At 63.7% G+C, this 24078-nt stretch carries 19 protein-coding genes and 3 rRNA genes; 6 read left to right on the top strand and 16 right to left on the bottom strand.

Going from position 1 to position 24078, the window contains the following annotated elements; genetic code table 11:
* Positions 1-17 precede the first annotated feature (17 nt).
* A complete protein-coding gene (locus ACQP2U_RS13535) occupies positions 18-437 on the top strand; it encodes an SRPBCC family protein (RefSeq protein ID WP_433714959.1) in 420 nt (139 codons plus the stop codon).
* Positions 438-442: 5 nt separating this feature from the next.
* On the opposite strand, the gene recN is transcribed toward ACQP2U_RS13535, so the two are convergent.
* From recN to ACQP2U_RS13500, 7 genes are all read right to left on the bottom strand, one after another.
* A complete protein-coding gene (recN, locus tag ACQP2U_RS13530) occupies positions 443-2212 on the bottom strand; it encodes a DNA repair protein RecN (RefSeq protein WP_433714958.1) in 1770 nt (589 codons plus the stop codon).
* A complete protein-coding gene (locus ACQP2U_RS13525; protein WP_433714957.1) occupies positions 2190-3182 on the bottom strand; it encodes an NAD kinase in 993 nt (330 codons plus the stop codon). Before ACQP2U_RS13525 ends, recN begins: the two co-directional genes overlap by 23 nt.
* Positions 3179-4000 (bottom strand): TlyA family RNA methyltransferase, encoded by an 822-nt coding sequence (locus ACQP2U_RS13520; RefSeq protein WP_433714956.1) that lies wholly within the window; start codon positions 3998-4000, stop codon positions 3179-3181. Before ACQP2U_RS13520 ends, ACQP2U_RS13525 begins: the two co-directional genes overlap by 4 nt.
* 1 nt (position 4001) lies before the next feature.
* Entirely contained in the window at positions 4002-4304 is a 303-nt protein-coding gene (locus tag ACQP2U_RS13515) for a hypothetical protein (RefSeq protein WP_433714955.1), read from the bottom strand.
* 13 nt (positions 4305-4317) lie between these two features.
* On the bottom strand, positions 4318-5214 hold the full coding sequence (locus ACQP2U_RS13510) for an HAD-IIA family hydrolase (protein WP_433714954.1): 897 nt from the start codon (positions 5212-5214) through the stop codon (positions 4318-4320).
* 504 nt (positions 5215-5718) lie between these two features.
* Positions 5719-6285 carry a dihydrofolate reductase family protein gene (locus ACQP2U_RS13505; RefSeq protein ID WP_433716456.1) on the bottom strand — a complete coding sequence of 189 codons (567 nt, stop codon included), beginning with the start codon at positions 6283-6285 and terminating at the stop codon, positions 5719-5721.
* 141 nt (positions 6286-6426) lie between these two features.
* Entirely contained in the window at positions 6427-7614 is a 1188-nt protein-coding gene (locus ACQP2U_RS13500; RefSeq protein ID WP_433716455.1) for a hypothetical protein, read from the bottom strand.
* Between ACQP2U_RS13500 and ACQP2U_RS13495 the strand changes: the two genes are divergently transcribed.
* Positions 7528-8271: a hypothetical protein gene (locus ACQP2U_RS13495; protein WP_433716823.1), complete on the top strand. Its 744-nt coding sequence runs from the start codon at positions 7528-7530 to the stop codon at positions 8269-8271. The two genes, ACQP2U_RS13500 and ACQP2U_RS13495, sit on opposite strands and share 87 nt — an antisense overlap.
* 45 nt (positions 8272-8316) lie before the next feature.
* Here ACQP2U_RS13495 and rrf read toward each other — a convergent pair.
* From rrf to ACQP2U_RS13450, 9 genes are all read right to left on the bottom strand, one after another.
* Positions 8317-8433, bottom strand: a 5S ribosomal RNA gene (gene rrf, locus ACQP2U_RS13490).
* A gap of 123 nt (positions 8434-8556) precedes the next feature.
* Positions 8557-11691, bottom strand: a 23S ribosomal RNA gene (locus tag ACQP2U_RS13485).
* A gap of 342 nt (positions 11692-12033) precedes the next feature.
* Positions 12034-13552: ribosomal RNA gene (locus tag ACQP2U_RS13480) — 16S ribosomal RNA — on the bottom strand.
* The 16S, 23S and 5S rRNA genes sit together here, the layout of an rRNA operon.
* Positions 13553-14097: 545 nt before the next feature.
* Positions 14098-15387, bottom strand: a complete 1290-nt coding sequence (tyrS, locus tag ACQP2U_RS13475; protein WP_433714953.1) for a tyrosine--tRNA ligase — start codon at positions 15385-15387, stop codon at positions 14098-14100.
* Between the two features lie 222 nt (positions 15388-15609).
* Positions 15610-16050, bottom strand: a complete 441-nt coding sequence (locus tag ACQP2U_RS13470) for a DoxX family protein (RefSeq protein WP_433714952.1) — start codon at positions 16048-16050, stop codon at positions 15610-15612.
* Positions 16051-16157: 107 nt separating this feature from the next.
* Complete coding sequence (locus ACQP2U_RS13465) at positions 16158-16769, bottom strand: DNA-3-methyladenine glycosylase (protein WP_433714951.1); 612 nt, start codon at positions 16767-16769, stop codon at positions 16158-16160.
* Between the two features lie 22 nt (positions 16770-16791).
* Positions 16792-17940, bottom strand: coding sequence for a low temperature requirement protein A (locus ACQP2U_RS13460; protein WP_433714950.1), 1149 nt, complete (start codon positions 17938-17940; stop codon positions 16792-16794).
* Between the two features lie 31 nt (positions 17941-17971).
* Positions 17972-18871, bottom strand: coding sequence for an RNA polymerase sigma-70 factor (locus tag ACQP2U_RS13455; protein ID WP_433714949.1), 900 nt, complete (start codon positions 18869-18871; stop codon positions 17972-17974).
* 88 nt (positions 18872-18959) lie between these two features.
* Positions 18960-20135: an NAD(P)/FAD-dependent oxidoreductase gene (locus ACQP2U_RS13450; RefSeq protein ID WP_433714948.1), complete on the bottom strand. Its 1176-nt coding sequence runs from the start codon at positions 20133-20135 to the stop codon at positions 18960-18962.
* 172 nt (positions 20136-20307) lie between these two features.
* Between ACQP2U_RS13450 and ACQP2U_RS13445 the strand changes: the two genes are divergently transcribed.
* The 4 genes from ACQP2U_RS13445 (at position 20308) to ACQP2U_RS13430 (ending at position 24066) form a co-directional block, all read left to right on the top strand.
* The gene (locus ACQP2U_RS13445) at positions 20308-21825 is read left to right on the top strand and encodes a multicopper oxidase family protein (RefSeq protein WP_433714947.1); all 1518 of its coding nucleotides are present in this window, start codon (positions 20308-20310) and stop codon (positions 21823-21825) included.
* 77 nt (positions 21826-21902) lie between these two features.
* Complete coding sequence (locus tag ACQP2U_RS13440; RefSeq protein WP_397036922.1) at positions 21903-22634, top strand: ABC transporter ATP-binding protein; 732 nt, start codon at positions 21903-21905, stop codon at positions 22632-22634.
* Entirely contained in the window at positions 22631-23422 is a 792-nt protein-coding gene (locus ACQP2U_RS13435; RefSeq protein WP_397036920.1) for an ABC transporter permease, read from the top strand. Before ACQP2U_RS13440 ends, ACQP2U_RS13435 begins: the two co-directional genes overlap by 4 nt.
* Positions 23419-24066 (top strand): TetR family transcriptional regulator, encoded by a 648-nt coding sequence (locus ACQP2U_RS13430; RefSeq protein ID WP_433714946.1) that lies wholly within the window; start codon positions 23419-23421, stop codon positions 24064-24066. The genes ACQP2U_RS13435 and ACQP2U_RS13430 overlap by 4 nt, the downstream gene beginning before the upstream one ends.
* Positions 24067-24078: the final 12 nt, after the last annotated feature.

Here is a 24078-nt window from a genome sequence, read left to right as displayed (position 1 = left end):
CTCGAAGAGGAGTCACTATGGTCAGCAGCACCGTCGACGCCGTGCTCGCGGCACCGCGCGATGTCGTCTACAAGTTCTTCACCGAGCGCGATGGCATCAACCCCTACATCCCGGTCGACTTCACCCTGAAGACCCCCGGCTCTCCCACCCCGAATGGCGTCGGTGCGCAATACCTCATCGGCAAGGTCGGCGTCGGCTTCGTCGAGGAGACCACCAAGCTCGTTCCCGGCGAATTGATGGAATACAAGATCATCAAGGGCGCCCCGGTGAAGCGGCATATCGGCACCATTACCTTCACCGATGCCGATAACGGCACCCTGATCTCCTACACGATGGAGTCCGAGCCCAGCCTCCCCGTTCCCGCGAAGGTTCTGGAATTCGGCCTGAAGAACCTCATCAACCAGTTCATCAAGGGCGCCCAAAAAGCCCTGCGCTGAATCTGTCAGGCGAGGGCGCGCTCGGCGCGGGCGGTTGCGAGCAGTTCCTCGGCGTGAGCTCGGCCGGTTTCGGTGTCATCGAGACCGGCCAGCATGCGGGCCAATTCGATGACGCGCTCATCCTTGGTCAATGCCCGGACGCCGCTGTTCACCTTGCCCTTGCCGTCATCGGACTTATCCACCACCAGATGGGTGTCGGCGAATGCGGCGACCTGTGGCAGGTGGGTCACCACGATCACCTGATGGGTGCGCGCGAGCCGGGCCAGCCGACGACCGATCTCGACCGCGGCGCGGCCGCCGACACCGGCGTCGACCTCGTCGAACACCATGGTCGCACCGTGATCGGAACTGGCGAGTACTACTTCGAGCGCCAGCATCACGCGCGAGAGTTCACCACCGGATGCGCTCTTGCTCAACGGCAATGACTGCGCACCCGAATGCGCGGACAGCCGGAATTCCACTTCGTCGACACCGGACGACCCCGCATGCACTTCCTGCCCGTCCACCGTCAGCGGCGCGGAATCCTGCGGGCTCGCGGGCACCGGCCGCACCACGACCTCGAGCTTCGCCTTACCCATCGCGAGCCCACCGAGTTCGGCGCTCACCGCGGCAGCCAGCTTGCCCGCCGACTTGCTGCGCGCCGCGGTCAATTTGCGTGCGGCCTCACGAACGCGGTCCGCGGCGATATCCACCTGCGCCGCCAGCGCGGCCAGCGCCTCCTCGGAGACATCGAGCGAGCCCAGACGCGCCCGCGCCTCCTCCGCCCACGCGATCACCCCGTCGATATCCGGCGCGTACTTGCGGGTCAGCGATTTCAATTCCGCCTGCCGGGTGAGCAGCGAATCCAAAGCCCCCGGGTCCGAAGGCAAATCCGAAAGATAGCCACTGAGTTCGGTGGTCAAATCGACGACCACTGCGATGGCCTCACCGAGCCGCGGCCCGAGCGCGGTCAGTGCCGGATCGTGGGCCGATTCGATGCGGGCACGCGCGGCGCCGAGCAATTCCAGTGCACCCGAACCCTCTTCGGGCGAATCGGCGGGACCTGCCAAGGCATCGTGCGCGATCGCGGCGGCCTCACGCAACGAATCCAGATCACTGAGCCTGCGCACCTCGTCGACGATGCGCTCATCCTCGCCTGGTTCCGGTGCGATGGCATCGATCTCTGACAATGAATGCTTGAGCCGGTCGGCCTCGAGCGCGAGTTCCCTACTGCGCGCGGTACGTTCGAGCAGCTCATTGCGGGCGTCGAGCCAGGATCGGCGCTGCACCTGGTACTTGCGCAGCAGCGAACCAACCGCATCGGCGGCGAACTGATCCAGGGCGGACAACTGTTGATCCGGACGCTGCAGCCGCAGTTGGTCGTTCTGACCGTGCACAGTCAACAACGGCGCGGTGAAATCGGCCAAGACAGACGCGGGTACGCCGCGTCCACCCAGATGCGCACGGGAGCGTCCATCACTGCCGACGGTACGGATCGCGATGATGCTGCCGTCGTCATCGCGTTCGGCCGCAGCCGATTCCAGGACTTCCTGCACCTGCTTCTGCGCGGTCGTGTTCACCTCGTCGACAGTGAACCGCCCCTCGACCACGGCCCGTTCCGCACCCAACCGGACGCGTCCCGCATCGGCCCGCGCCCCGCTGAGCAGGTGCAGGCTGGTCACCACCATGGTCTTACCGGCACCGGTCTCACCGGTAAGAACCGTCAGGCCCTCATGGAATTGCGCGGTAGCCGTGGATATGACGCCAAGCCCGTCAATCCTGATCTCTGTCAGCACGTGTGATCTCCGTTCGCCGTCGGCCACGCCAGCCTGTCACGGGCAATTGGAATTTGCGCACCATCCGGTCGGCGAACGGTGCGGAATCCAACCGCACCCACCGCACCGGTTCGGCACCGCGGACCGCTTCGAGTCGCCCGCCCTTCGGCAATGCCAAGGTGCGCCTGCCATCCAGGAAAACTATCGCATCGTGGCCCGCCGCAACGGATTCGACCGCGATCCTGGATTCCGGACTGGTCACGAGCGGCCGCGCGAACAGGGCGTGCGCATTGCTCGGAATCACCAGCAGCGCTTCGAGTTCCGGCCACACCACCGGGCCACCCGCGGAGAACGCGTAGGCGGTCGATCCAGTCGGTGTGGAGATAAGGATGCCGTCGCAGCCGAATTGCGAAACCGGCCGCCCGTCGACTTCCAAGACCACCTCGAGCACACCCATACGCGAGGCATTCTCGATGCTGGCTTCATTGAGCGCCCAGCCGGTTTCGACGATCTCGTCGTCCACCCGGACGTTCACGTCGATGGTCATCCGATGCTCGAGCTGGTAGTCGCCGCGGACCACGCTGGCCAATGCCTCATCGAGATGTTCGGCCTCGGCCTCGGTGAGAAAACCGATGCGGCCCAGATTGATTCCGAGCACCGGTACCCCCGCTGGCCTGGCCAATTCGGCCGCGCGCAGGAAGGTACCGTCACCACCGAGCGAGAGCACCATCTCGCAGCCGACCGCGGCGTCCGGGCAGTGTTCGACCACGCGCGCGGGATAGCCACCCGGTTCCGCGACGGCCGTCCCGCCGCGGGTATCGGACTCACAGTCGAATCGGGTGCTGTCCGCCTCGTCCGCGAGTACGCGCAACCCGATGCCCGCATCCGCGAAGATCTTCGCGACCCGATGGGCGGTTTCGATGATCTCCGCCCGGCCCGGATGCGAAACCAGCAGAATCTCCCTGGATGCGGCCGGCGTCAGCGCGTTCACTGTGGACCCTCCTCAACCGCACGTTCGACGAGCACCGCGACCTGCTCGCCGTCGTACTCGAACTGCCCGTCTTTACGCAGCCACACAAAGTATTCGACATTGCCCGATGGGCCGGGCAGCGGGCTGGCCACCACCCCGAGGGTGCGCAAGCCCAATTCGGCGGCGGCGGCCGCGACATCGCGCACCACTTCCGCGCGCAATGCGGGATCCCGCACCACACCGCCGGAGCCTACTCGCTCCTTGCCGACCTCGAACTGGGGTTTGACCATGGGCAACAGGTCGGCACCGGCCGCGGTGCAGGCCGCTAGTGCGGGAAGCACCAGATTCAGCGATATGAACGACAGATCGCCAACAACGAGCTCAACGGTGCCGCCGATGGATTCCGGGGTGATGGCACGGACATTGGTGCGGTCCAGAACCCGTACCCTCTCGTCATTCTGCAGCCGCCAGATCAGCTGGCCGTAACCGACATCGACGGCGACGACTGCACGCGCCTGCCTGGAAAGCAGTACATCGGTAAAGCCGCCCGTCGACGCACCCGCATCCAGGCAGCGCTTCCCCGCGACGGTCAAGCCCTGGGGTTCGAATGCTTCTAACGCACCGAGCAGCTTGTGCGCACCACGCGAGGCCCACGACACCTCGTCGGGCTCCTCGCGCACGATCAACGGCGTGCCCGCCTCGACAGCGGTCGCGGGCTTCACGGCGACCGTTCCAGCAATCAGGACGCGGCCCGCACCGATCAGCTCGACCGCATGTTCACGCGATCGCGCCAATCCGCGGCGAACCAGTTCGGCGTCCACCCGAGCGCGCCTGGCCACCTCAGATCTTGTCCACCGTGGCCAGTGCCTGTACGAGCACCTCATGTGCCTGCTCCAGGATGCGGGCGCGCCGGGTGATATCGGCGCCGGAATCAGAATCCGTCGGCGGTGGCGCCGCCAGGGCGGTCCAGGCCGGACGGGCGTCGAGTTCGGCGAGCAGACTGTCGATCTCGGCGCGGATCCGCGTCGGATCGGCAGGCTCCGGGCGTCCGTGTGCACCCGGCAGATGCTGGCCGGGCAGCGGTGGCCCCGGGCGCGGTCCGTTCGAGCCGGGTCCATTGGGGCGTGGCATCGGAGTAGTCATCGTGGGGTCAACGCTATCGGATTTCCGAACCGGCCGCCCGCACCCTTATGGCTCTTCCGGGGTTACGGCGTAGGCGTTGCGTCAAGTCGTCGGCGACGTCGGTCGCCTCGTCCTCGACCGGCGGATGGTTCAGTGCGTCCAATGACTCCGAGACATAGGTCGGGATCAGCTCCGGCGGGGCGTCGCGTAGTTCGTCGAGGGTGCTCACACCGGTCAGGACCAGCAGAGATTCGAGGCCGACGCGGTTGGCGCCCTCGATATCGGTGTCCAGGCGGTCGCCCACCACCAGCGCGCTGCGCGTTCCAGCGCGCACCAAGGCATCCTCTAGCAGTGGCGCATAGGGTTTGCCCGCTACTACCGGCTCCCTGCCGGAGGCGGCGCGCAGTGCGGCGACCATGGCGCCGTTGCCGGGCGCGAGGCCCCGCTCATTCGGCAGCGTCTTATCGGTGTTCGCGGCGACCCACAGCGCGTCGGCGCTCAGTGCGTAGGCCGCTTCGGCCAGATCCGGCCACGCGGTTTCGGGTGAATGTCCTTGTACGACAGCATCGGGCGCGGCACCGTTGAAACGTCGGATCGATCGCAGCCCGACCGCTTCGACCTCCTTGGCCAGGTCATCGGTGCCGACGATCAACACCGTCGCCCCGGAATCGAGCCGCTCCGCCAACAACCGTGCCGCCGCCTGCGCACTGGTCACGACATCGTCGGCTTCCGCCGCGAATCCCAGCTCGGCCAAATGCCGTGCAACGACATCGGGACCGCGGCTCGCGTTATTCGTCACATACACAAGCCGCTGTGTCACAACGGAGTCCGCCAACGCCTCCGGCGCGCCCTCGATCACCTCGTGCCCGCGATACAGCGTGCCGTCCAGATCCAGCAGCAGGGCTGCATACCGCTCTCGTAGCCGCTTCACACCACTCTCACTCCACGTCACCGACCGACAACTTGCCGTCCACGAACCCTACGCCAGCCCGCCGACAGGAAAATGACGGCGTCGACCGACCATATGCCGCAAGCCCATTCCGAGCGCCCACCCGAATCGCGAGCACGTTGGGCGACACCGCATAGCCAGCCTTGGGCGCGCCGTGCGCAATCTCGCAATGCCGGCTGGGAACGGCGCAAAGGCGAGGCTTGTGCCGACTCGGTCGGGCGAGCCCTTGCGCTCGCGCATTCCATACCCCGTTAGGCGAGCGGACCGGAACCCAGCGACCTCCGGAGATATTGTCAAGACCTGTGGATGAGCGAGTTTCAGGCGCCCTCCTCGGTGTTGGTGGGTCGATCGGTCGTTCTGCGAGTTTCGCTGGGTAGCAGTTCGCCCCGAAACTGCTGGTGGATGTCGAACAGGCCGTCGCGCAGTAGCAGGGTGCCGCTCGAGTCGTGTACCTCGTAGTGCGTCCGCAGGGCGCGTCTGGCTGTGTCAGTTGTGTTTCGCTTCGTAGCGCAGCAGGACCGTACCGCCCGGGAAGGTGCGGTTCTCCAACAGTCGCAGCGATATCCATGACGGCAGTGTCGGGAAGAACGGGGTGCCGCCGCCCACGGCGGTGGGCGTGACCACGATCCGGTACTCGTCCACCAGTCCGGCCTGCACGATCGGTGCGGCCAGCGTCGCGCCGGCCACCTCCAGCCTGCCGTCGGTTTCGGCTTTCAGTTTCGTCACCACCTCGACCGGGTCGCCGCGTTCCAGGCGGGAGTTCCAGTCGACCGACTCCAGGGTGCGTGAGAACACGACCTTGGGCATGTCGCGCCAGATGCGGGCGAAGTCGACGATCCGAGGGGTGGCGTCCGGAGCCTTGTCAGCGGTCGGCCAGTAAGCGGACATCAGTTCGTAGAGCCGCCGCCCGTAGAACGACAGGGCGGTCTCGCGCTCGAAGTCGTTCCAGTACTGGAGGAGCTCTTCGCTCGGATCGGACCAGTCGATGTTGCCTTGCGCGTCGGCGATGTACCCGTCCACCGACACGTTGAAGCCGTAGATGAGTTTGCCCATAGAGATCAGATTGCACCGGAGTGCAAAACTCATCGCGACGCCACACGAGATATCGTCAAATCCTTGTAGAAGGAGCGAGCGTCAAGCGGCCCCCTTCGTGAGCTGACGAACTCTTCGGTAGCGGGGTCTAGCGGGCGCTACTTACAGCTCCGCGTCGCCGGTTAATTCCTCGGCGCGTTCCTCGGCGTCGGTTTCGCCGTCGAGGTCGGCGGAGGCGGCGTTGAGGAACCAGGTGAGGCCCTCGGCCGTGCGGCCTGCGGCGACCAGGGCGTCGGCGTAAGCGTAGAAGAGGCGGGCTGCCGCAGAGCCGGTGCGGGAGGGGTCGAGTTCCGAGGTTTGCAGGGTGACTACGGCCTGGTCGTATTGGCCGAGGTCCATGCGTGCACCGGCGACCACGATGCGGAGTTCGGTGGCCTCGTCACCGCGCAGGGCGCGGGCTTCGTCGCTGCGACCCAGTTCGATGGCGCGCTCGGGGCGACCGAGGCCGCGTTCGCAGTCGGCCATGACGGCGAGCAGACCGGACCCGCCGGACATCCGGCGGGCGGTGCGCAACTCGGAAAGAGCTTCGGCCCATTCGCCCGCATGGTAGGCAGTGACGCCGGCGGTTTCGCGGACCACAGCGATGCGGCCTGCTCGTTGGCGCGCCGCCCGTGCGTGAGCCAGGGCAAGACGCGGGTCGTCATCGATGAGTCGAGCCGCCATCACAAGATGCCGGGCTACGGTTTCCGCGTTGCCCTTGTCCAGGCTCAACAGATCGCGGCGCACCTCGGTTTCGAGGTCGGTGGCCTGGACATCATCGGGCAGATCGGGTTCTTCGGGACGCGGTGCGCGTCGCTCAGCCGAACCGCCCCCAGCACGTGCGCCCTCGCCACCGCGACGGCGATCCTGCGCATCGTCGCCACGGTTCCAGCCGCCGCGCTGACTGGAGTCGCCGCGACCACCGGAGTCGCCACCACGGTTGAACCCGCCACGCTGACCGGCGTCATCGCGCCGCTTGAACCCACCACCTTCGTTCACATCGCCACGCCGAGTCGAGTCGCCACCACGCTTGAAACCACCGCGCTCACCCGAGTCACCACGGCTGAAACCGCCACGCTCGCCGGAACTACCACGGTCGAAACCGCCGCGCTCACCTGAACCACCGCGGCTGAAGCCACTTCGATCGCCGGGACCGCGACTGGAACCACTACGGTCCCCAGAACCGCTGCGGCCGAAGCCACTTCGATCGCCGGAGTCACTGCGTTGTCCGGAATCGCCTCCGCGCTTGAAGCCACGGCGCTCGCCGGAATCACGGGTGAAACCACGCTCGCCGGAATCGCCACGGTCCAAACGGCCGCGCTCGCTGGAGCCACCTCGGCTGAAACCGCTACGTTCGCCCGCATCACCGCGTCGGCCCGAATCGGCACCGCGGTTGAAGCCGCCGCGCTCGCCGGAGCCGCCCCGGTTGAAACCACTACGATCCGCGGAATCACCGGCGCGCTTGAATCCACCGCGCTCACCCGAACCGCCGCGGCTGGAACCACGCTCGCCGGAATCGCCACGCTGACCCGAGTCGCCGCGATCGAAACCGCCGCGGCCACCGCCCCGGTTGAAACCACCGCGATCATCGGCACGATTGAAGCCGCCACGACTACCGGAGTCACCGCGCTCGCCGGATCCGCTGCGCTTGAAACCGCCCCGGTCGCCGGAGCTGCGATCGTCGGAATCGTCGCGGCGGTTGGAGTCGCCGCGGTCGCTGGAGCCACTCCGGGGGGAGTCGCTGCTGCGTTTGAAGCCGCGCCGTTCGCCGGAATCACCTCGGTCGGAGGAGCCGCGAGAGGCGCTGCCTCGATCGCGGTCGGGACCGCCCTGCCGGAAGGACTTCCGGCCGTCGTTCTGTTCCGACACGGTGGCCCCTTTCTAGGTTCCGCCAGAGGTTGTCGAACCTCTGAATTCAATCACGTGTCGGCGGTCGGGCCCGAACACGGCATAGATATAGGTGCATAAACGACGATAGGGGACCCAATTTTGGGTCCCCTATCGTGAAGGATGTTCCGGCGGTGTCCTACTCTCCCACACCCTGTCGAGTGCAGTACCATCGGCGCTGGTGGCCTTAGCTTCCGGGTTCGGAATGGGACCGGGCGTTTCCCCACCGCTATAGCCGCCGTAACTCTATGAAACTATCCACAAACAGCGCGACAATCCCAGGGGGAACAAAATAACCCCTGTCGTTGTCTGCTGCAGTGTCTGTGTGTTGTTTCAGATACCGCACAGTGGACGCGTAGCTTCTTCGTTGGTAAGTCCTCGGCCGATTAGTACCAGTCACCTCCACCCGTTACCGGGCTTCCAGTTCTGGCCTATCAACCCCATGGTCTGTAGGGGGCCTTAACCACTCGAAGGTGGTGAGAAACCTCATCTTGGAACAGGCTTCCCGCTTAGATGCTTTCAGCGGTTATCCCTTCCGAACGTAGCTAACCAGCAGTGCCCTTGGCAGGACAACTGGCACACCAGAGGTTCGTCCGTCCCGGTCCTCTCGTACTAGGGACAGCCTTCCTCAAGTTTCTGACGCGCGCGGCGGATAGAGACCGAACTGTCTCACGACGTTCTAAACCCAGCTCGCGTGCCGCTTTAATGGGCGAACAGCCCAACCCTTGGGACCTACTCCAGCCCCAGGATGCGACGAGCCGACATCGAGGTGCCAAACCATCCCGTCGATATGGACTCTTGGGGAAGATCAGCCTGTTATCCCCGGGGTACCTTTTATCCGTTGAGCGACACCGCTTCCACTTGCCGGTGCCGGATCACTAGTCCCGACTTTCGTCCCTGCTCGAGCTGTCACTCTCACAGTCAAGCTCCCTTGTGCACTTGCACTCGACACCTGATTGCCAACCAGGCTGAGGGAACCTTTGGGCGCCTCCGTTACATTTTAGGAGGCAACCGCCCCAGTTAAACTACCCACCAGGCACTGTCCCTGAACCAGATCATGGCCCGAGGTTAGAGGTCCAATACGATCAGAGTGGTATTTCAACGACGACTCCACCAACACTAGCGTGCCAGCTTCACAGTCTCCCACCTATCCTACACAAACCGTACCGAACACCAATACCAAGCTATAGTGAAGGTCCCGGGGTCTTTTCGTCCTGCCGCGCGTAACGAGCATCTTTACTCGTAATGCAATTTCGCCGAGTCTGTGGTTGAGACAGCAGAGAAGTCGTTACGCCATTCGTGCAGGTCGGAACTTACCCGACAAGGAATTTCGCTACCTTAGGATGGTTATAGTTACCACCGCCGTTTACCGGGGCTTAAATTCTCAGCTTCGCCACCGAAGTAGCTAACCGGTCCTCTTAACCTTCCGGCACCGGGCAGGCGTCAGTCCGTATACATCGTCTTACGACTTCGCACGGACCTGTGTTTTTAGTAAACAGTCGCTTCTCTCTGGTCTCTGCGACCCAACCCAGCTCACGGTGCAAAACCGGTCACCAGATCGGGTCCCCCTTCTCCCGAAGTTACGGGGGCATTTTGCCGAGTTCCTTAACCACAGTTCTCTCGATCGCCTCAGTATTCTCTACCTGACCACCTGTGTCGGTTTGGGGTACGGGCCGTGTACCAACTCACTAGAGGCTTTTCTCGGCAGCATAGGATCACTGAATTCACCTCAATCGGCTACGCATCACCTCTCAGGCACAAGAGACACGGATTTGCCTATGTCTCGCCCTACAGGCTTACACCAGTACAACCACTGACTGGCCCAGCTACCTTCCTGCGTCACCCCATCGCTTGACTACTACAGCAAGGGTCGTATGCAGCCACTTCCGGCTCCCCGAAGGGAGTCCATCCGCTTTTGGATACTTAGCACCACTGATTCGCCATTGGGCGCGGATACACGGGTACGGGAATATCAACCCGTTGTCCATCGACTACGCCTGTCGGCCTCGCCTTAGGTCCCGACTCACCCTGGGCGGATTAACCTGGCCCAGGAACCCTTGGTCATTCGGCGGACGAGTTTCTCACTCGTCTTTCGCTACTCATGCCTGCATTCTCACTCCCACAGCCTCCACAACTAGCTCACGCTGCTGCTTCCATGGCTGCAGGACGCTCCCCTACCCATCCACACCACTGCACAACCCCCCGCAGGAGGAAGTGAATGTCATGTGTGAATGCCGCGGCTTCGGCGGTGTACTTGAGCCCCGCTACATTGTCGGCGCAGAATCACTTGACCAGTGAGCTATTACGCACTCTTTCAAGGATGGCTGCTTCTAAGCCAACCTCCTGGTTGTCTTCGCGACTCCACATCCTTTTCCACTTAGTACACGCTTAGGGGCCTTAGCCGGCGATCTGGGCTGTTTCCCTCTCGACTACGAAGCTTATCCCCCGCAGTCTCACTGCCACGCTCTCACACACCGGCATTCGGAGTTTGGCTGATTTCGGTAAGCTTGTAGGCCCCCTAGACCATCCAGTAGCTCTACCTCCGGCGTGAAACACGTGACGCTGCACCTAAATGCATTTCGGGGAGAACCAGCTATCACGGAGTTTGATTGGCCTTTCACCCCTACCCACAGCTCATCCCCTCAGTTTTCAACCTAAGTGGGTTCGGGCCTCCACGACGTCTTACCGTCGCTTCACCCTGGCCATGGGTAGATCACTCCGCTTCGGGTCTAGAACACGCGACTCACAACGCCCTATTCGGACTCGCTTTCGCTACGGCTACCCCACACGGGTTAACCTCGCCACATGCCACTAACTCGCAGGCTCATTCTTCAAAAGGCACGCCATCACCCACCCTAGCAAAGCTAAGCGCAGGCCCTGACGGATTGTAAGCGCACGGTTTCAGGTACTATTTCACTCCCCTCCCGGGGTACTTTTCACCTTTCCCTCACGGTACTAGTCCGCTATCGGTCACCAGGGAGTATTCAGGCTTACCGGGTGGTCCCGGCAGATTCACAGCAGATTTCACGGGCCCGCTGCTACTCGGGAAACATCCACAACAGCCGTTGAGTTTTCATTTACCGGACTATCACCGTCTATGGCAGGCCGTTCCAGACCACTTCAACTAACACAACGGTTTCTGACTGTCGCCCTGACCGGCAGATCAGGGAAGAATGCTCCCACTACCCCGTCCAGACAACCCCTGCCGGGTATCACATCTGAACGGTTTAGCCTCATCCGCTTTCGCTCGCCACTACTCACGGAATCACTATTGTTTTCTCTTCCTGTGGGTACTGAGATGTTTCACTTCCCCACGTTCCCTCCACACACCCTATATATTCAGATGCGGGTAACACGACATCACTCGTGCTGGGTTTCCCCATTCGGAAATCCTCGGATCTCAGCTCGGTTGACAGCTCCCCGAGGCTTATCGCAGCCTCCTACGTCCTTCATCGGCTCCTGGTGCCAAGGCATCCACCGTACGCTCTTAAACACTTACAAACAAAGATGCTCGCGTCCACTGTGCAGTTCTCAAACAACACACCCGAACGAATCCAATTCCGACACCAGCACCCCAGCCAAAAAACTGAGGTCGGTATGACCGAGAACCCGATCGGATCGTCTATTTGCCTAGAAAGAAACACTCGCGTGTTCTCTCAGGACCCAACAGTGTGCCGATTACATCCCCGAACCGAAAGCACTCAGGCTTCCAGCAATTTCGAGGCACATGTCAGTGTTCCACCCATGAGCGTCCGCCGGACTACATGTGAGTCCGAAACGGTCTCTGGCATCAACGTTTACCATCCCCGACTCTTCGGGGTGCGATGCAGAAGTGCTCCTTAGAAAGGAGGTGATCCAGCCGCACCTTCCGGTACGGCTACCTTGTTACGACTTCGTCCCAATCGCCAATCCCACCTTCGACGGCTCCCTCCCACAAGGGGTTAGGCCACCGGCTTCGGGTGTTACCGACTTTCATGACGTGACGGGCGGTGTGTACAAGGCCCGGGAACGTATTCACCGCAGCGTTGCTGATCTGCGATTACTAGCGACTCCAACTTCACGGGGTCGAGTTGCAGACCCCGATCCGAACTGAGACCGGCTTTAAGGGATTCGCTCCACCTCACGGTATCGCAGCCCTCTGTACCGGCCATTGTAGCATGTGTGAAGCCCTGGACATAAGGGGCATGATGACTTGACGTCGTCCCCACCTTCCTCCGAGTTGACCCCGGCAGTCTCTCACGAGTCCCCGCCATAACGCGCTGGCAACATAAGATAAGGGTTGCGCTCGTTGCGGGACTTAACCCAACATCTCACGACACGAGCTGACGACAGCCATGCACCACCTGTACACCAACCACAAGGGGGGCGACATCTCTGCCGCTTTCTGGTGTATGTCAAACCCAGGTAAGGTTCTTCGCGTTGCATCGAATTAATCCACATGCTCCGCCGCTTGTGCGGGCCCCCGTCAATTCCTTTGAGTTTTAGCCTTGCGGCCGTACTCCCCAGGCGGGGTACTTAATGCGTTAGCTACGGCACGGATCCCGTGGAAGGAAACCCACACCTAGTACCCACCGTTTACGGCGTGGACTACCAGGGTATCTAATCCTGTTCGCTACCCACGCTTTCGCTTCTCAGCGTCAGTTACTTCCCAGAGACCCGCCTTCGCCACCGGTGTTCCTCCTGATATCTGCGCATTTCACCGCTACACCAGGAATTCCAGTCTCCCCTGAAGTACTCTAGTCCGCCCGTATCGACCGCAAGCCCACCGTTGAGCGGTAGGTTTTCACGATCGACGCGACGAACCGCCTACAAGCTCTTTACGCCCAGTAATTCCGGACAACGCTCGCACCCTACGTATTACCGCGGCTGCTGGCACGTAGTTGGCCGGTGCTTCTTCTACAGGTACCGTCACTCACGCTTCGTCCCTGTCGAAAGAGGTTTACAACCCGAAGGCCGTCATCCCTCACGCGGCGTCGCTGCATCAGGCTTCCGCCCATTGTGCAATATTCCCCACTGCTGCCTCCCGTAGGAGTCTGGGCCGTGTCTCAGTCCCAGTGTGGCCGGTCACCCTCTCAGGTCGGCTACCCGTCGTCGCCTTGGTAGGCCATTACCCCACCAACAAGCTGATAGGCCGCGGGCCCATCCTGCACCGATAAATCTTTCCACCACAAGACATGCATCTCGTAGTCATATCCGGTATTAGACCCAGTTTCCCAGGCTTATCCCGAAGTACAGGGCAGATCACCCACGTGTTACTCACCCGTTCGCCGCTCGTGTACCCCGAAGGGCCTTACCGCTCGACTTGCATGTGTTAAGCACGCCGCCAGCGTTCGTCCTGAGCCAGGATCAAACTCTCCGTTGAAGACTCTCAACCACACCCTCAAAAAGGGCGCAATCAGAAGAATTAACCAGAGTCCGAAAACCATGGCAAAAATCAAACACCAGCAAAAGTATTTGCTGACAAAAATGCCCGACCCACCCAAACGGGGGTTTGGAAGAGCCGGAACCAAAAAATATTTGGCACTGACATTCATCGACACACTATTGAGTTCTCAAAGAACACACGCACACAACTTGACCCAAGATTCTCTCGGGGGGCTTGTTGAGGCAACTGTCCTAGCCTAGCCAACCTTCCGCGCAGAGTCAAGTCTGCTCGTACGATCGGGCAACGCTGATCGCCAGGCGCTCCTCGTCCTACCTCGTTTCCCAGGCCGCCGTGCTCAACGTTTCCGCTGCGCTTTGGGCTCCGGGTCGGTGTCCGTGTCGCTCTGACTTGGACAAAGTTACGCGGCGGAGAACGTCGAGTCAAATCAGCACTACACGCATGTAATTTCGCAGGTCAGAGGCGGTTTGCCACCCCGAAAAACGGGCTCGGGCCACTCGAATGTGACCCGAGCCACTTGATCTTTATGCGCCTGCCCGCAGTACGCCCGCGAAGTTCCGCTTACCGCGACGCAGCACCAACCACCGTCCGTGCAGGTAGTCGGCATCGGCGGGGGTCCATTCCAGATCTGAGATCCGCTCGTTGTTCACCGACGCTCCCCCCTCGTTCACCGCCCGACGTGCGGCACCGCGGCTCTCCGACAGTCCGGACGCGACCAGCAGATCGACGATCGTGCTCGGTTCACCGGTCCCGACTTGCGCGACCGTGCCGTCGACCGCCGCTTCGCGCAGGGCCGCCGACAGCGTCGGCTCATCGAGTTCACGCAGATCCGCGCGTCCGAACAGGGCATGACTCGCCAACTGCACGGCGCGGGTATTCGCCTCGCCGTGCACCAGATTCGTCATTTCCTCGGCCAGCTTGCGCTGCGCTTCGCGGGCATGCGGACGCTCAGCCGTGGCCGACTCCAGCTCGGCCAACTCCTCCCGGGACAGGAAGGTGAACCAGCGCAGGTATCGCACGACATCGGCATCGGCGGTATTCACGAAGTACTGGTACCAGGCGTACGGGCTGGTCATTTCCGGATCGAGCCACAGGCTGCCGCCGCCGGTCGACTTGCCGAACTTCTTGCCATCGGCCGAGGTAACGAGCGGCACGGTCAACGCGTGCACCGACGCACCGTCGACGCGCCGGTTCAACTCGACGCCCGCGATGATGTTGCCCCACTGATCCGAACCGCCAACTTGCAGTGTGCAGCCGTAGTTGCGGCGCAGCTGCAGGTAGTCGTTGGCCTGCAGCAGCATGTAGCTGAATTCGGTGTAGGAGATGCCCTCGCCGTCCAGGCGGCGCTTGATGGTGTCGCGGGCCAGCATGACATTGACCGAGAAGTGCTTGCCGATATCGCGCAGGAAGTCGACGGTCGACAGCTGGCCGGTCCAGTCCATGTTGTTGGCGATGATCGCGCCGGTGCGCGAATCGTCGAGGTCGACGAAGCGCTCGAGTTGCGAGCGGATCCGGACCGCCCAATCCGCGACGGTATCGGTCGAATTCATGGTGCGCTCACCCACGTCGCGCGGATCGCCGATGAGTCCGGTGGCACCGCCGGCCAGCACGATCGGGCGATGGCCCGCGCGCTGGAACCGTTTCAGCGCCAGCAGCGGGACCAGATGTCCGGCGTGCAGGCTGGCCGCGGTGGGATCGAAACCGGCATACAGGGTCAGCGGCCCGGCGGCTACCGCCGCGCGCAGGGCGTCCAGGTCGGTGGACTGGGCGATCAGTCCGCGCCAGGTCAGTTCATCGATGATGTCGCCGCTCACGCCTGCGCCTCGCTGGCGCTCGGCTCCAGCGTGCGCGATGCGCGCTGGCACATGGTTCGCTCACTTCGTTCGCTCACGCTGTCCCATCTTTCCGCACCGGTCCCCGCGACCGGCATACCCCTCAGTGTCGCCGTGCGCCGCCACGCACGGCGAACTGTTTTCGGTCAACGCGACAACGATCGGCAGACCGCTGTCTGCCGATCGTGTGCGTTATTCAGATGTTCAGCGCGCCAGCAGCTCCCGCACCGCGATGATGCTGTCGCGACGCTGCCAGGCGATCCACACGAACACCACGCCGAGCACCAGCGGGAAGGGCGCCAGGGCGGCCGCACCGAGCAGGAACACCTGGGTCAGGGCAGCGCAGATCATGGTGATGGTCAGGCCGACGGCCGCGGGGCCGCTCAGGCGGGGCACCAGCAGGCCGATGCCGCCGGCGAGTTCGACCAGGCCGGTGAAGTAGCGGAACCACTGGCCCCAACCGATCGTGTCGAAGGACTCGACCGCCGCCTGCGCACCGAGCAGCTTCGGAGCGGCGGAGGCGATGATGAAGAACAGCGCGAGCAGGACCTGCACGGTCCAGAGCGCGATATTCATCTTCTTGCCGGAGCGGTGGGCAACAGCGGTGGCGGGGGCGATCGGGGCGGCGGGGGCGATGGCGGTCATCTGTCTTTCCTTCGGCTCGGTCGCGCCGGGTGTAGCGCGTTCAACAGATAGGACGGACACCGCGCCGAAAACTCATCGCTGACCCCGAAAATTCTTGTGACCTGGTGCTATACCGCTTCGATCGGGGCGCGCGGGCTGCGCCGGTAGACCGAGACCGCCGGTGATGGGAGCCAGAATCGCCACGGCACGTCCGCCGCGCTGCTGACCCCGACGCGTGGTCCGTTGGAAATCTCGGTGCGGTCGATCGCGCCATTGAGTTCCAATCGGATCGGCGAGGCAGGATCGAAGAGCGGAGTTCCGTAGTCGCTCAGCGTGATTCCGAGCGCGCTGCCGAGATTGCCTGGGCCCCTTGCCAAACCGGCGTCGGTGCGGGCCGCGGGCCGTCGCTGCCTGGCCGTCTCCAATCCGGCGATCACTTCGCCGGACCGGATGAGTGCCGCACTGGCCGTGCCGTCCGGACCGGTGGTCACGTTCACGCACATATGCATGCCATAGCTGAGGTAGACGTACAGCACTCCGGCGGGCCCGAACATCACCGCATTGCGCTTAGTCCGCCCGCGTCCGGAATGCGATGCCGGATCCGGCCACGGTCCGGCCGGATCGCCGCCATAGGCCTCCACCTCGACGATTCGCACACCGACAGGTCCGGACCACAGCGTCGAGCCGAGCAGTCGGCGGGCGGCGGCGGGCGGTTCGACCGCGAGTTCCTCATTACGCACGACTCTCCATTGTTCCCGAAAGTCAGACGTAGCGACTGTGCTGGCCCGAGCGCAGCGTGACGAGGTCGTCGATGATCACCGCGGCATAGCCGACCGCGACCAGCACCGCGAGCTGTGCCCAGGCGACCCACGCGATTCCGATCGGGATGGTCGCGGCCACCGCGGCGGCGGCGACCAGCCGCGACCACGGGCGCGGCAGGCCGAGGGCGAGCCGGAAACAGAATTGGCCGAAGAAGTACAGCGCGACACCACCGGAGAGCGCGGCAGCGGCGCCGATGGAGGCGGGTTCATTGCCGTGTGCGATGGTCATGTTGATACCCGCCGCGGCGACGGTGATGCCTATCAGCAGCGGGTAGAGCGCGTAGCCGTAGGCGAGCACCGCGGGACGCGAGCGTTCCCGCGCCGGGACGGCGGCCAGCGCGTGCTCGCCGCGCTCGTCATCGATCCCGAAGTAGGCCCACCAGAGCACATAGGCCAGGCAGAGTCCGAGTGCGACGGTGGCAGTCAGCGGCACGGTGAGCTTCTCCCCTGCCAGCCCCAGACCGATCGCGACCACTGATTCACCGATGGCGACGATGATCACCAGCCCGTTGCGCTCGCAGAAGTGGCTGGCCCGCACTACGAAATCGCGGGTGTCGACCAGGTATGGGCTCAGTATCTGCACCGCGAAGGCCAAGCCCCAGCACAGGTATTGCCACCAGCCGTGCACGAATCCGCCCGCGAGGACGAGCCCTGCCGCGAGCGCGTTCAGTGGCGCGATGCGCCTGATCGCTTGGCTGGCCGATGTGCCGCCGCTGCCCCAGAACAGCGCGGTATGCACGGTATTGACCAGGACGTAACCCAGCCCGAAGGCCAGACCTGTGCCGTGGAACGCGTCCGGTATCGCCAGCGCGAGCACGAAGAATCCGAACATGCCGATCAGCAGTAGTGTGCGTCGCTGCGAATTGCTCGGCGCCACTTCGTTGGTGAGCCAGACGTAACCGCTGTACATCCACCAGATCACCCCGAACAGCACCACCACTTGAGCCAGTGCCTCCCAGCCGGGATGGTGGGTGAAGACGTGGGTCAGCTGGGTGATGGTGAAGACGAAGACGAGATCGAAGAACAGCTCCAGGGTGGAAACCCGAACCTGACCTCCGTCCACGTTTGTTTCCGTGGGCTGGCTGGTCACGGCAGGATCGTAAAGCAACACGCCGAAATGGTCACCCGAGGACGTCGGTCCCCATGTACAGCCCCTTGAGCTTGCTCGGGTTCACCTGGAAGCGCAGGTTGTGGATCTGGCCATCGATGATGTCGTAGGTGAACGCCGCCACCGGATTTCCGTCGATGCGCGCCAGCGCACCGAGTTCTCCGTTGATATGCGCGGGCTCGAGCACGATGCCCGCGACCGACGGCTTGGCGAGTACGCCGAGGACCCAGCGGGCCACATGATCCGGTCCGTACAGCGGACGCCGGGCCGCGGTGACCACGCCGCCGCCATCGGACCACGAGGTGACATCGGGGGCGAGCAGAGTCATCAGGGCGTTGAGATCGCCGCCAGCGCAGGCTGCCATGAACTGTTCGGTGATGTGGGTGCGCTCGGCCTTATCGGTATCGAAGCGCGGGCGGCGGGACTGCACATGTGAACGGGCCCGATGTGCGATCTGCCGGACGGTCGCCTCGGGCTTGTCGAGGGTGTCGGCGATTTCGGCGTGGCTGTAGCCGAAGACCTCGCGCAGCAGGAAAACCGCGCGCTCCACCGGATTCAAGGTCTCCAGGACCACCAGCATCGCGGTGGAGACGGTGTCGGCCAACTCGGTCTCCTCGGCGATATTCGGTGAGGTCAGCAGTGGTTCGGGAAGCCAAGGGCCGACGTAGGTTTCGCGTTTGACCTTGGCGGAGGTGAGCCGGTTCAACGACAGGTTGGTCACGGTGCGCACGAGATAGGACTTGGGATGCTGGACTGTCGACTGATCGGTTTCATTCCACTTCAGCCAGGCGTCCTGGAGGATGTCCTCGGCATCGGTGACCGTGCCCAGCATCCGGTAGGCGGTGGAAAACAGCAGCCGCCGGTGTTCGATGAATGGATCCCGCGCGGGGGTAGCGTCGACCATCTGGTCCATGCTCCTAGTGCAACTCCGGGTCTGGCAATCCAACTTTCCGGACGAACGCGGAAACCGCCCGCCTGGGCTGGCGAACGGCTTATCCGACTCATACGGTCCGACGCGTTGCCTTGCCGCCCTTGGACAGCTGGACCGAGACCGTCATCTTCTTGCTGAGCTCGAAGCTCGGCAGCGGGCTGCTGCTCACGCTCTCCTTGTACAGCACGGCGGCGCGTCCGGTCAGGTAGAACCGACCCGGGGTGTCGTCGGCCTTGGTGAACTGGATGACCGCATCCTTGCGCCCCAGGCTGACGGGCTGGTGGAAGTAGCCGAATCGGAACGGCTCGACCTTCTTGCCCTGCAGCTGTCGCGCAATGCTGTCGGCGGCGTACGCGGCGGTCGGCATACCGGACTGGCAGGTGCCGTGGATCTGGCCCCAGGCCTGGCGCACTGCGGCGGCATCGCCGATGGCGTGGATGTTCGGATGCGAAACCGACCGCAGGGTCGGATCCACCACAATGAGCCCGCGCGCATCGGTTTCGATGCCCGCCTGTGCGGCCAGTGGCGAGACACGGACGCCGGTAGTCCACAGGGTCAGATCGGCCGAAACCAGTTCACCGCCGGAGAGTTCGACCGCATCCGGCAGCACCTTGGTGACCGCCCGGCCGACCTCGCGGACGATGCCGAGTCGATCGAGCGTCTTGTTCAGGTAAACGCGGGCCCTATCGCCCAGCATCGCGCCCGGTTCGGTGCTGCTGATCAGCGTGACGCGCAGGCCCGGGTAGCTCTCGGCGATTTCGGTCGCCGCCTCGATACCCGTCAGACCACCGCCACAGACCGCGACGGTGCCACCATTCGCCGCGACCACCGCGAGATGTTCGGAGAAACGGTGCGCGGTGCGCGGATCATTCAGGGTCCAGGCGTGATCGGCGGCGCCGGGCACGATGCTGGTGTCGGTGCTGCTGCCGAGCGCGTAGATCAGCTCGTCGTAGCGCAGTGTGCCGGTGCCGTCGACGTAGACCCGCTGAGCCTCGGGATCGATGGAAGTCGCCCAGCCTTGGACGAATTCGACGCCCGTACCGGCCAGGATCTCCGGGATCTGATGCTCGGCCAACTCCTGCCCCGTGGCGATCTGGTGCATGCGCAACCGCTCGGTGAAGCGGGCGGACGGGTTGACAAGGGTGATCTCGACATCGAGCTTGCGGGTCCGCCGGGCCAGTCGGATAGCGGCCAGCATGCCGGTGTAGCCCGCGCCGATTACGACGATCCGATGCGTGGTGTTCATGGCTTCTCCCGTTGTCAGTGTCAGGTTTGTCGATTGGTGACGACCATCGGACAAAGCACCGCCACCGGACGTGACAACCCGGCGATGTGATGTGGGACACATATCGGATCAGGGGTGAAATGGGGACGCTCCCGGATGTGGCCAGGGGTCGGTGATCCATACCGTCAGCGGCATGTCTTCGGTTTCCCGGCCGCATTGGTTGCGGCGGTTGCTCTCGAGCGTCGTAGCGGTCACGACGGTTTTGCTGTTATCGGTTGGCGGGTGCGTCACGTGGGTGTACAGCAGTGCGGCCGTATCCACTGTCGGCAGTACCGAATTCAACAATGAGCTCGCGATTCCGCCGCTGGCGCAGTCCCGCGTGCGAACGGATGGCACGCGCGTCTTCGCGCTCGAAATGCGTTCGGGACAAAGGGAATTCCGGTCCGGCCAGGCGACCGAGACGTGGGGGTTCAACGGAGACTATCTCGGACCGACGCTGCGGGCGCGGCGCGGCGAGAAGGTGGAAGTCGAAGTCCGGAACAATCTTTCGGAGCAGTCGACGGTGCATTGGCACGGGATGCATCTACCCGCGGCGATGGACGGCGGACCACACCAGATGGTGCAGGCCGGTAGCACGTGGGTAACGCACTGGACCGTGGACCAGCCCGCCGCCACGCTCTGGTACCACCCACATCCGCACGGAGCGACAGAACAGCACGTCCGACGCGGGCTCGCGGGGCTGTTCCTACTCGATGACGACGTGTCCGAAGGACTATCGCTGCCGAAGAACTATGGCGTCGACGATCTGCCGGTCATCGTCCAGGACGTCCAATTCCGTGGCGATCAGCTCGATTCCTCGCACGGCATGTTCCGCGACGTCGGATTCCTCGGCGACCGGACCATGGTGAACGGAACCCTGACGCCGCATCGGAATGTCGGCGATGAGCTCGTGCGATTGCGGCTGCTCAACGCTTCGACGGCGCGGATCTACACCTTCGGCTTCGCCGACGACCGCCGCTTCTCGCTGGTCGGCACCGATGGCGGACTGCTGCAACATCCGGTCGCGCTCGATCGGGTGCGGCTATCGCCGGGCGAACGTGCCGAGATCGTGGTTCGCGTGCGGCCCGGCGAACGCACCGTACTGCGCAGCACGAAACTCGATGCGGGACTGAACTTCTGGACACAGCGATTCTCCGGCGGTGACGACAGCTTCGACGTCCTCGAACTGCGCGCGGCATCGACATTGCGGCCATCGCCGGAATTACCTGCAACACTGGCACATCCGTCCACACCGGACGGCACGGATTCCGTGCGCGAGCGAAACTTCGAACTGAATCTGAGTGGTATCAACGGCGCCCCGATGGCAATGGATCGGATCGATCTGACGGTCACCCGAGGCACCGCCGAAACCTGGGTGGTGCACAACAACGACGGCATGCCGCACAACTTCCACATTCACGATGTGCAGTTCCGCGTCCTCGAACTGAACGGCGCACCGCCGCCGGACGCGCTGACCGGACCGAAGGACACCATCTTCCTGCCGCCGAATGCCACCGCGAAGCTCGCCATGCGGTTCGACGGACCCGCCGATGCGAACTCACCGTACATGTATCACTGTCACCTGCTCTGGCATGAGGACCAGGGCATGATGGGCCAGTTTGTCGTGGTCGAGCCGGGTCGGTCGGCGGGAACGCCGACACATCACCACTGACGGGTCTTGTCCGGCGGACCGAAGCGCGCTAAATTCATCACACAGTGAATTCAACACTCGATGAATTGAGGCGTCCCATGACGGAACTGCACTCATCCCACGCCGTCGAGGTTCGCAACCTCACCGTGCGCCGAGGCGGCCGCGAAGTCCTACACAACATCTCGCTGACCATCCCGCGCGGTTCCATCACCGGACTGCTCGGACCGTCGGGATGCGGCAAGACCACCCTCATGCGCAGCATCGTCGGCACCCAGATCGTGGCGTCCGGCGAGATCTTCGCGCTCGGATTACCCGCGGGCTCGGCGGAATTGCGACACCGGATCGGCTATGTGACCCAAGCGCCGAGCATTTATTCCGATATCAGCGTGCGCGAGAACGTCGCCTACTACGCCGCGCTCTACGGGCGTGATCGCGACGACACCGACGAGGCCATCGGCGCGGTCGGCCTCTTGGATCACGCCCATCAGCGCGGCGATGAACTGTCCGGCGGCCAGAAGACTCGCGCCTCGCTGGCCTGCGCGTTGGTGGCGCAGCCGGAGGTGCTGATCCTGGACGAACCAACGGTCGGCCTGGATCCGGTACTGCGTGTCGACCTGTGGAAGCAGTTCCACGAATTGGCCGCGAACGGAACGACGCTGCTGGTCTCCAGCCATGTGATGGACGAGGCCGAGCACTGCGACAAACTGCTGCTGATGCGCGAGGGCGATCTGCTCGCCGAACTCAGCCCGGACGAACTGCGCACCGAGACCGGTGAGCAGAACCTCGAACAAGCCTTCCTCACTTTGATCACGATGGGACGTGCGGCATGACCACCACCCTCGCACCGCGTCGCCGGACGCCGACGCTGCGTCCCTATGGCGCGACAACCGGACGCATCCTGCGTCAGCTGCGCAACGACCACCGCACTGTCGCGATGATTCTCGTGGTGCCCGCGGTCCTGATGGCACTGCTCTACTTCATCTACAAGGACACCCCGACCAATCCGTTCAACCCGGTGCCGATCTTCGATCGCGTCGGCATCAGCATGCTCGGCATCCTGCCGTTCATCGTGATGTTCCTGATCACCGCCATCGCCATGCAGCGCGAACGCACCTCGGGCACCTTGGAGCGGCTACTGACCACACCGCTGTCCAAGCTGGATCTGCTCGCCGGATACGGCACCGCCTTCTCGGTCGCCGCGGCGGCGCAGGCGGCGGTGGCCTGTGTGATTTCCTTCTGGCTGCTCGGCCTGAATTCGGCGGGCAGTCCGGCTTGGGTGGTGGTTATCGCCATGATCGATGCGGTCTGCGGCGTCGCGCTCGGGCTATTGGCAAGCGCCTTCGCGCGCACCGAATTCCAGGCCGTACAGTTCATGCCCGTGGTGGTCGCCCCGCAGATCTTCCTGTGCGGCTTACTTGTTCCGCGTGGTCAGTTGCCCGGCTGGTTGGAGGCGATCAGCAATGTGCTGCCGTTGAGCTACGCGGTCGATGCGCTGCAACAGGTTTCGACACATTCGGATGTCACCGGTCAGATGCTGCGTGATCTGGCGGTCGTCGCCGGATTCGCGGTTGTCGCGCTGTGCCTCGGCGCGGCGACGCTACGACGGCGGACCGCGTGACAGCCGAGCAGACACCACCGGATCCGGTGACCAACGGCGACCGGGGCACTCGCTCCGGTCGTCGGCCGGGTCGCTCCGGCGCCCGCGAGGAGATCCTCGCGGCGGCCCGCGCCCGCTTCGCCGAAATCGGTTTCGACAAGACCTCGATTCGCGCCGTCGCAGCCGACGCCGGGGTCGATCCCGCGCTGGTCCACCACTATTTCGGGACCAAACAGCAGTTGTTCACCGCAGTGGTCGAGCTGCCGATCGATCCGGAGGCCACTCTGCGCCGGATCGAAGCCGCGCCGCTGGATCGGCTCGGCGAAACCATTCTCGGCTCGGTGCTCGCAGTGTGGGACTCCCCCGCCGGTCCGGGGATCGTCGCGGCGGTGCGCAGCATTCTCGCGGGCGGCGATACCGCTCTGGCCAGGACATTTGTCCTGGATGTCGTCCTGGAACGGGTACGAACGCGGATCGCGACGCCCGAGGACGACGGCCGCACCCGCGTCGCCCTGCTGGGTACACAGATGATCGGCGTACTGGTCGCGCGCAAGATCCTGGAGATCGAGCCGCTGGCCTCGATGCCGGGCCCGGAACTGGTCGCGGCCGTCGCACCCACGCTGCAGCGCTACCTCACCGGTGTCATCGATACTCCCGCACCGTAATTCGCGGTGGCG

Origin of the sequence: Nocardia sp. CA-084685, assembly GCF_050955785.1 — a bacterium.
Classification (GTDB): domain Bacteria; phylum Actinomycetota; class Actinomycetes; order Mycobacteriales; family Mycobacteriaceae; genus Nocardia.
This window is presented reverse-complemented; position numbering and strand designations above follow the sequence as displayed.

Bases quoted from the DNA above. Each gene is read 5' to 3' on its own strand.
- ACQP2U_RS13455 (WP_433714949.1), bottom strand. From the start codon at position 18,871: ATGGACCAGATGGTCGACGCTACCCCCGCGCGGGATCCATTCATCGAA.
- ACQP2U_RS13450 (WP_433714948.1), bottom strand. From the start codon at position 20,135: ATGAACACCACGCATCGGATCGTCGTAATCGGCGCGGGCTACACCGGC.
- ACQP2U_RS13445 (WP_433714947.1), top strand. From the start codon at position 20,308: ATGTCTTCGGTTTCCCGGCCGCATTGGTTGCGGCGGTTGCTCTCGAGC.
- ACQP2U_RS13440 (WP_397036922.1), top strand. From the start codon at position 21,903: ATGACGGAACTGCACTCATCCCACGCCGTCGAGGTTCGCAACCTCACC.
- ACQP2U_RS13435 (WP_397036920.1), top strand. From the start codon at position 22,631: ATGACCACCACCCTCGCACCGCGTCGCCGGACGCCGACGCTGCGTCCC.
- ACQP2U_RS13505 (WP_433716456.1), bottom strand. From the start codon at position 6,285: ATGGGCAAACTCATCTACGGCTTCAACGTGTCGGTGGACGGGTACATC.
- ACQP2U_RS13470 (WP_433714952.1), bottom strand. From the start codon at position 16,050: ATGACCGCCATCGCCCCCGCCGCCCCGATCGCCCCCGCCACCGCTGTT.
- ACQP2U_RS13535 (WP_433714959.1), top strand. From the start codon at position 18: ATGGTCAGCAGCACCGTCGACGCCGTGCTCGCGGCACCGCGCGATGTC.
- ACQP2U_RS13515 (WP_433714955.1), bottom strand. From the start codon at position 4,304: ATGACTACTCCGATGCCACGCCCCAATGGACCCGGCTCGAACGGACCG.